Annotated in this window: 8 protein-coding genes and 1 pseudogene; 7 read left to right on the plus strand and 2 right to left on the minus strand. The window is 70.5% G+C overall.

The window, feature by feature from the left end; all coding sequences use genetic code 11:
- A pseudogene (locus IPZ69_RS45645) lies at positions 1 to 186 on the minus strand (SLATT domain-containing protein); the annotation flags it as partial.
- Positions 187 to 475: 289 nt separating this feature from the next.
- Here IPZ69_RS45645 and IPZ69_RS45650 point away from each other — a divergent pair.
- The 7 genes from IPZ69_RS45650 (at position 476) to IPZ69_RS45680 (ending at position 6,960) form a co-directional block, all read left to right on the plus strand.
- Positions 476 to 820 carry a YbaB/EbfC family nucleoid-associated protein gene (locus tag IPZ69_RS45650; RefSeq protein ID WP_235460828.1) on the plus strand — a complete coding sequence of 115 codons (345 nt, stop codon included), beginning with the start codon at positions 476 to 478 and terminating at the stop codon, positions 818 to 820.
- Positions 821 to 913: 93 nt separating this feature from the next.
- A complete protein-coding gene (gene recR, locus IPZ69_RS45655) occupies positions 914 to 1,513 on the plus strand; it encodes a recombination mediator RecR (protein WP_235460829.1) in 600 nt (199 codons plus the stop codon).
- Entirely contained in the window at positions 1,506 to 2,165 is a 660-nt protein-coding gene (locus IPZ69_RS45660) for a DUF5063 domain-containing protein (protein ID WP_235460830.1), read from the plus strand. Before recR ends, IPZ69_RS45660 begins: the two co-directional genes overlap by 8 nt.
- A 208-nt stretch (positions 2,166 to 2,373) precedes the next feature.
- Positions 2,374 to 3,651 carry an aspartate kinase gene (locus IPZ69_RS45665; protein WP_235460831.1) on the plus strand — a complete coding sequence of 426 codons (1,278 nt, stop codon included), beginning with the start codon at positions 2,374 to 2,376 and terminating at the stop codon, positions 3,649 to 3,651.
- Positions 3,651 to 4,709, plus strand: a complete 1,059-nt coding sequence (locus IPZ69_RS45670; protein ID WP_235460832.1) for an aspartate-semialdehyde dehydrogenase — start codon at positions 3,651 to 3,653, stop codon at positions 4,707 to 4,709. The genes IPZ69_RS45665 and IPZ69_RS45670 overlap by 1 nt, the downstream gene beginning before the upstream one ends.
- Positions 4,710 to 5,200: 491 nt before the next feature.
- Positions 5,201 to 5,797 (plus strand): SigE family RNA polymerase sigma factor, encoded by a 597-nt coding sequence (locus tag IPZ69_RS45675; protein WP_235460833.1) that lies wholly within the window; start codon positions 5,201 to 5,203, stop codon positions 5,795 to 5,797.
- Between the two features lie 113 nt (positions 5,798 to 5,910).
- Positions 5,911 to 6,960, plus strand: a complete 1,050-nt coding sequence (locus tag IPZ69_RS45680) for a hypothetical protein (RefSeq protein ID WP_374296196.1) — start codon at positions 5,911 to 5,913, stop codon at positions 6,958 to 6,960.
- 23 nt (positions 6,961 to 6,983) lie between these two features.
- Here IPZ69_RS45680 and IPZ69_RS45685 read toward each other — a convergent pair.
- Positions 6,984 to 7,795 (minus strand): SURF1 family protein (locus IPZ69_RS45685; protein WP_235460835.1); only part of this gene is annotated, 812 nt, incomplete at its 5' end.

Raw genomic sequence — 7,795 nt, forward strand, 5'->3', positions numbered from 1 at the left:
CCAGGCCGCGGTCTCCAGTGCCCCCCGCTCCACCCACCGGTACAGCTCGTCGAGCCGCTCGGCCGGCTCGCCCCAGTCCCCGAGCGGAAACACCCGCCCGGTCAGATCGCCCGGCCGCAGCCCGGCCGCCCCCTCGCCGCGCCCGTCCTGAGGCGGACCCTCGGGCTGCATCTCCGGCTGACCCACCCGGCACTCCCTACTCACGACCGATACCGACTACGTACTGACCCTGGCCCCGTTGATCTCGTTGATCCCGATCCATCACGCTGCGTGATATTCGATGCCGATGTGCGGCCCCCTTCCTACCGCCCAATGGGTGGCGAAGCCGAAGCTTTCGCCTATTTTCCGCCCGGAAGAGGGCCTTGATCAGGTATAGGGTCCACCTCGGTCTCACTCGAAAGAGTGGCGGGGCGATGGCTGCGGTGAACACGTAGGCTCGTGCACAACGGAGGAAACGACGAACCAGGAGCTGATCGTGATTCCCGGTGGTGGCCAGCCCAACATGCAGCAGTTGCTCCAGCAGGCCCAGAAGATGCAGCAGGACCTGGCGCGGGCCCAGGAGGAGCTGGCGAACACGGAGGTCGACGGGCAGGCGGGTGGCGGCCTGGTACGGGCCACCGTGACCGGTGCCGGTGAGCTGCGCGGCCTGAAGATCGATCCGAAGGCCGTGGACCCCGAGGACACCGAGACCCTCGCCGACCTGATCGTCGCGGCCGTCCAGGCGGCCAACGAGAACGCGCAGACCCTTCAGCAGCAGAAGCTCGGCCCGCTGGCCCAGGGGCTCGGCGGCGGAACCGGCATCCCCGGACTGCCGTTCTGATGTTCGTCGCTCGCGCGACACCCGCACCGCCTTCCTAGGAAAGGCGGCAGCCAACTACCGTACGTACCGTAAGACTCCAGGAAGGGCAGTCCGTTGTACGAAGGCGTGGTTCAGGACCTCATCGACGAGCTGGGGCGGCTGCCCGGCGTCGGTCCGAAGAGCGCGCAGCGGATCGCCTTCCACATCCTTCAGGCGGAGCCGACGGACGTACGGCGCCTGGCCCAGGCCCTCCTCGAAGTGAAGGCGAAGGTCCGCTTCTGCGCGACCTGCGGCAACGTCGCGCAGGAAGAGCTGTGCGCGGTCTGCCGGGACCCGCGCCGCGACCAGTCGGTCATCTGCGTGGTCGAGGAGCCCAAGGACGTGGTCGCGATCGAGCGCACCCGCGAGTTCCGCGGCCGCTACCACGTCCTGGGCGGAGCGATCAGCCCGATCGAGGGCGTCGGCCCCGACGACCTGCGCATACGGGAACTCCTGGCGCGCCTGGCGGACGGCACCGTCACCGAGCTGATCCTCGCCACGGACCCCAATCTCGAAGGCGAGGCGACGGCGACGTACCTCGCCCGCATGATCAAGCCCATGGGCCTGAAGGTCACCCGCCTGGCCAGCGGCCTCCCGGTGGGTGGCGACCTGGAATACGCGGACGAGGTCACCCTCGGCCGCGCCTTCGAGGGGAGACGACTCCTAGATGTCTGACGCCACGCTGCACGCCACGTCGCAGAACCCGGACGACTTCGTCGTCCAGATCGCGGACCAGGTGGAGAGCTTCCTGGTCGCGGTCACGGAGGTGGCCAAGGGAGACGAGCCGGGCTCGGCCGTCCCCTTCCTCCTCCTGGAGGTCTCCCAGCTGCTTCTGGCCGGCGGCCGCCTCGGCGCGCACGAGGACATCGTCCCCGACGAGCGCTACGAGCCCGACGCCGGTCCGGACGTCGATGTCGACGCGCTCCGCGAGAACCTCGCCCGTCTCCTGGAGCCGATCGACGTCTACTCAGAGGTCTTCGACCCCTACGAGCCGCGCAAGGCGCCGGTCCCCGCCCGGATCTCCGACGACCTTGCCGACGTCATCACGGACCTGCGGCACGGCATGGCCCACTACCGTGCGGGCCGCACCACCGAGGCCCTGTGGTGGTGGCAGTTCTCCTACTTCTCCAACTGGGGCACGACCGCCTCGGCCACCCTGCGCGCCCTGCACTCCGTCCTCGCCCACATCCGCCTCGACCAGCCCCTCGAAGAACTCGACGGACTGGACACCGACCAGGGCGTGGGTGACGACACCCTGGAGTTCGAGGCGGGCCGGGTCATGGAGCAGGAGATCGCGCAGCCGCTCGGGATGCGCCAGGCCAAGTAGCGCGACGCGCCCGCGGTCCGGGAGCCTTCGAGCCCCGGGCCGACTGCAACGCATGTCACAGCCATCACTCGCGTGACTTTGGGCAGGGAACTCGCCAAGGAGGGCTCGGCGTGGGTGTCCGGACATCTCACCATGCGGTATCCCGGAGGGGATATTCGGACGCTCGTTAGACTGAGCTCGCAATCGACGGACTGAGCGAGGAGCGCACGTGGGCCTTGTCGTGCAGAAGTACGGAGGCTCCTCCGTTGCGGATGCCGAGGGCATCAAGCGCGTCGCCAAGCGGATCGTGGAAGCGAAGAAGAACGGCCACCAGGTGGTCGTCGTCGTTTCCGCGATGGGCGACACGACGGACGAGCTGATCGATCTCGCCGAGCAGGTATCCCCGATGCCTGCCGGGCGTGAGTTCGACATGCTGCTGACCGCCGGAGAGCGGATCTCCATGGCGTTGCTGGCCATGGCGATCAAAAACCTGGGCCACGAGGCCCAGTCGTTCACCGGCAGCCAGGCAGGCGTCATCACCGACTCGGTTCACAACAAAGCCCGGATCATCGACGTCACGCCGGGCCGGATTCGCGACTCCCTGGACAGGGGCAACATCGCGATCGTCGCCGGGTTCCAGGGCGTCAGCCAGGACAAGAAGGACATCACCACGCTCGGGCGCGGTGGCTCCGACACCACGGCGGTGGCCCTCGCGGCCGCCCTGGATGCCGAGGTCTGCGAGATCTACACCGACGTCGACGGCGTGTTCACCGCCGACCCGCGTGTGGTGAAGAAGGCGAAGAAGATCGACTGGATCGCCTTCGAGGACATGCTGGAGCTCGCCGCCTCCGGCTCCAAGGTGCTGCTCCACCGCTGTGTGGAGTACGCCCGCCGTTACAACATCCCGATCCACGTCCGCTCGTCCTTCAGCGGGCTGCAGGGCACGTGGGTCAGCAGCGAGCCGATCGAGCAAGGGGACAAGAAGGTGGAGCAGGCCATCATCTCCGGTGTCGCGCACGACACCTCCGAGGCCAAGATCACGGTCGTCGGCGTGCCGGACAAGCCGGGTGAGGCCGCCGCGATCTTCCGCACGATCGCCGATGCCGAGATCAACATCGACATGGTCGTGCAGAACGTGTCCGCGGCCTCCACGGGCCTGACGGACATCTCCTTCACGCTGCCGAAGACCGAGGGCCGCAAGGCCATCGACGCCCTGGAGAAGAACAAGGGCGGCATCGGCTTCGAGTCGCTGCGCTACGACGACCAGATCGGCAAGATCTCCCTGGTCGGCGCCGGCATGAAGACGAACCCGGGCGTCACGGCCTCGTTCTTCGAGGCGCTGTCCGGCGCGAGCGTGAACATCGAGCTGATCTCGACCTCCGAGATCCGTATCTCGGTCGTCACGCGCGCCGACGACGTCCCCGAGGCCGTCCGCGCCGTGCACACCGCCTTCGGGCTCGACTCCGACACCGACGAGGCCGTCGTCTACGGAGGCACGGGCCGCTGATGGCGCCGACCGTACGTCCGACGCTGGCGGTCGTGGGTGCGACCGGAGCCGTCGGCACGGTCATGCTCCAGATCCTGTCCCAGCGCGCGGACATCTGGGGCGAGATCCGCCTGGTCGCCTCCCCGCGCTCGGCCGGCCGCAAGCTGGCCGTGCGCGGCGAGGAGGTCGAGGTGCTGGCCCTGTCGGAGGAGGCCTTCGACGGGGTCGACGTCGCCATGTTCGACGTACCGGACGAGGTCGCCGCGCACTGGGCGCCGATCGCCGCCGCCAAGGGCGCGGTGGTCGTGGACAACTCCGGCGCCTTCCGGATGGACCCGGACGTGCCCCTCGTGGTGCCCGAGGTCAATCCGCACGCGGCGCGGGCCAGGCCGCGCGGGATCGTCGCCAACCCCAACTGCACGACCCTGTCGATGATCGTCGCCCTGGGCGCGCTGCACGCCGAGTTCGGGCTGCGCGAGCTGGTGGTGTCCTCGTACCAGGCCGTGAGCGGGGCGGGGCGCGCGGGCGTCGAGACGCTGCGGGCGCAGCTGTCCCTGGTCGCCGGTACGGAGCTGGGGACCAAGCCCGGTGACGTACGGCGGGCCGTGGGGGACAGCACCGGGCCGTTCCCGGAGCCGGTCGCGCTGAACGTCGTACCGTGGGCCGGGTCGCTCAAGGAGGACGGCTGGTCCTCGGAGGAGATGAAGGTGCGGGACGAGTCCCGCAAGATCCTCGGCCTGCCGAAGCTGCCCGTCGCCGTGACCTGTGTGCGCGTTCCGGTCGTCACCACGCACTCCCTCACCGTCCACGCCCGCTTCCAGGGCGAGGTCACCGTGGACCGCGCGCGTGAGATCCTCGCCACCGCGCCCGGTGTCGTGCTGTTCGACAATCCGGACGCCGGGGAGTTCCCCACCCCCGCCGACGTGGTGGGCACCGACCCGACCTGGGTCGGCCGCCTGCGCCGCGCGCTCGACGATCCCACCGCGCTCGAACTCTTCGTATGCGGGGACAATCTGCGCAAAGGCGCCGCGCTCAACACCGCCCAGATCGCCGAGCTGGTGGCGGCGGAGTTCTCGTGAGGCCCGCGCCATACCGAAAAACACATGGATGGGAGCGGATCCATTTGTAGGATCTGTGTACGACACATGTGGCGCGGATAATGGTCCGGACCACTTGATCCGGTGCCCCCGGACGTCCGAAGATTCTTCTCCCCGTCCTCCGCAACCGCGCGGAGGGCGGGGAGCGTCTTTGCGGTAGCCCTTCCGGGGCGTGGTGACGCGATGATCCAGGCGTGGGGGCGCCGTGATCTGGGCGTGGGGACGCTCGTTCATATGGGACATAAAGGAAGAGCGGGACGCATGACAGCACTTGAGGCACCGTCGGGTGTGCTGCCGGCCGCGGAAACGCCGTCGGTCGTGGCATCCGGCGCGTCCGACGCAAAAGTGATGCTCGGCGCGTACAACCCCAGCGGGGGGACGCTTGTCCAACTGGCGTGGCAGAGGTACTCGAATTCACGGCGGCGTCCCGCGGCACGGCCCTTCGGCCGCCTCGCGCGGCGTTCCGACCCCGTATGCCCGGTGCCGCCGGCGGCATGCCGGTGATCGCGCCCATGCCCGCAGCGCGGCCCGCCCGCATACCCAATCAGCGTGACGGCGCCGAGGAGACCGTGGCGACCGGCACGACCGTCGACCACCTCACCGAGACCTACCGGGCGCACTACCGCTCGCTGCTCGGCCTCGCCGCACTCCTCCTCGACGACACCGCCTCCTGCGAGGACGTCGTCCAGGAGGCCTTCATCCGCGTCCACTCGGCCCGCAAGCGCGTCCGGGACCCGGAGAAGACCCTGGCCTACCTGCGCCAGACGGTGGTCAACCTCTCCCGCTCCGCCCTGCGCCGCCGCATTCTCGGCCTGAAGCTCCTCTCCAAGCCGATGCCGGACATGGCCAGCGCCGAGGAGGGTGCCTACGACCAGCTGGAGCGCCGGGACCTCATCAAGGCGATGAAGGGCCTGCAGCGCCGCCAGCGCGAGGTCCTGGTCCTGCGCTACTTCGCGGACATGACCGAGGCCCAGGTCGCCGAGACGCTCGGCATATCCCTGGGCTCGGTGAAGGCGTACGGTTCGCGCGGCATCGCCGCGCTGCGGGTGGCCATGGAGGCATCGGCATGACCGAGAGCGCCCAGGGAGGGGAGTCCCATGATCGCCACGAACCCTATGCCTGGCACGAGCCGACGGAACGCCACGAGCAAGAGCACACGCAATCGCACGCTGGGAACGGAACTGTGAACCACGGCCCCGACGACAAGAGCCCCGAGGGGCTCGGCTCGGACGAGCTGGCACTGCGCCGGATGCTGCACTCGGCCGTCCAGGACATGGAGCCGCGCGACGGCACGCTGGACCACCTGCGCCGCGCGGTGCCCGCACGGCGGGCGCGCAAGCGGCAGGCCGCCGTCGGCATGGCGGCCGCCGCGCTGTTCATCGGCACCGCCATCCCCGCCCTGGTGCACGTCACCACCTCCGGCGGCTCCGACCCCAACACCTCCCCGGCCGGCCAGGCCTCACAGGCGCAGGGCGGCACCGGGCAGGGCAAGTACCCGGACGGCGGGTCCAGCACCGCGGGCGGCACCGGCGGCCAGACCCCGGGCCAGAGCAAGGGCGGCAAGAAGGACGGCGGCAAGGGCAGGACGGGCGGCACCGGCCCCGGCTCCTCCGGCGGCGTCAACCCGTCCGCCACCACGGGTACCGGCACCGCCGTGTGCACGGCGGCCCAGCTCGGGTCCACCACGGCGACCGTCGACGCCCCCGACGCCGCGGGCATCGTCTACGGCACCTTCCGCGTCACCAACATCTCCACCAGCAGCTGTACCGTCGGCGGCGCGGGTTCCGTGGGCACGCTCGCGCAGGGCGCCGCGGACGCCACGAAGATCGGTGTGGCCCGGCACGCGGCGGGCGACGCGGCGGCCGGTCTGCCCGACCCCTCCCTTGAGCTGTCCAGCCTGGTGCTGCAGCCCAACGAGGCCTACCAGGAGAAGTTCGCCTTCGTGCCCTCGGAAACCTGCCCCACCACCGGTGGCGGCAACAACGGCGGCACGGACCCGGGCGGTCCGACGACCGACCCGAGCCCCTCCCCGGACGCCGGCGCGAGCGGCGGCACGGACACCTCCGGCACGACGACGGGCGTCACGTCGCAGCTCCTCGCCGAGGACGGCACGGCGGACGGCAGCATCGCGGTGTCGCACACCCCGCAGGCCGGGTCACCGACGGTGTCGGCGACCGTGGCCAACGCGTGCGCGGGGACCGTGTACTGGACCGGGGTGCTCTCGGGGTCGTAGACCCGGGACGTGGGACGCGAGTCTCAGACACCGGACGGGCTGGCGATGTTCTCCTCGTCCGCCTCGTCCGCCTCGTCCGCCTCGTCTGCCTCGTCCGGCACCAGGCCCAGCGCCGCGTCCCGCTGGAACTCCACCTCGCGGCGCAGCAGGCGGAACCACATGAAGACCACGAAGCCGGCGAAGACGAACCACTCGCCGGTGTACCCGAGGTTCTGGAACGCCTTCAGGTCCAGGCCGGTGTTGGCCGGGGCGGTCGCGGGCACGGCCGTCATCCCGGAGTCGCCCCGGTCGAGCGTGATCCAGGCGTCGTACAGCCGGTACGGCACGAGGTTGACCAGCGATGCCGAACTGATCGCCGCCGTCTGCCCGGCGGGCAGCCCGCCCTGGGCGCTGACGCCGTTGTCCCCCGGGGTCTCGGACGCCTGCAGCGCACCGGTCACGGTGACCTCGCCGGTGGGCGGCGCCGGGGCCTTCGCCGGGTCCGCCCCGCCCGGCAGCCAGCCGCGCACGACCGGCAGCGCCTTGCCGCCGTCGGTGCGCAGCAGCGTCAGCACGTAGTAGCCGCCGTGGCCGTCCAGCTCCCGGCCGGGCACGAGGAGCTGCTTGCCGTACCGGCCGCTCACCGTGGCCCGCCTGCCCGACGTGCTCTTGTCGACGGGCAGCAGCTCGGACAGCGGCCGGGCCGCCTCCTTGCGGCCCGCCGCGGTCTGCTCGGTCGCGCTGCGGTGGTCCTGCACCCGGTCCTCGAACCGGCTCAGCTGCCACGACCCCATGAAGACGCAGAAGGGGATGGCGAGCAGCACGAAGACGTTGATGCCCCACCAGCGGGGTGTCA

It is taken from the genome of Streptomyces olivochromogenes (genome assembly GCF_021538895.1).
In the GTDB taxonomy this organism is placed as follows: Bacteria; Actinomycetota; Actinomycetes; order Streptomycetales; family Streptomycetaceae; genus Streptomyces; species Streptomyces olivochromogenes_A.

Bases quoted from the DNA above. Each gene is read 5' to 3' on its own strand.
- IPZ69_RS45660 (WP_235460830.1), top strand. From the start codon at position 1,506: ATGTCTGACGCCACGCTGCACGCCACGTCGCAGAACCCGGACGACTTC.
- IPZ69_RS45670 (WP_235460832.1), top strand. From the start codon at position 3,651: ATGGCGCCGACCGTACGTCCGACGCTGGCGGTCGTGGGTGCGACCGGA.
- IPZ69_RS45675 (WP_235460833.1), top strand. From the start codon at position 5,201: ATGCCCGGTGCCGCCGGCGGCATGCCGGTGATCGCGCCCATGCCCGCA.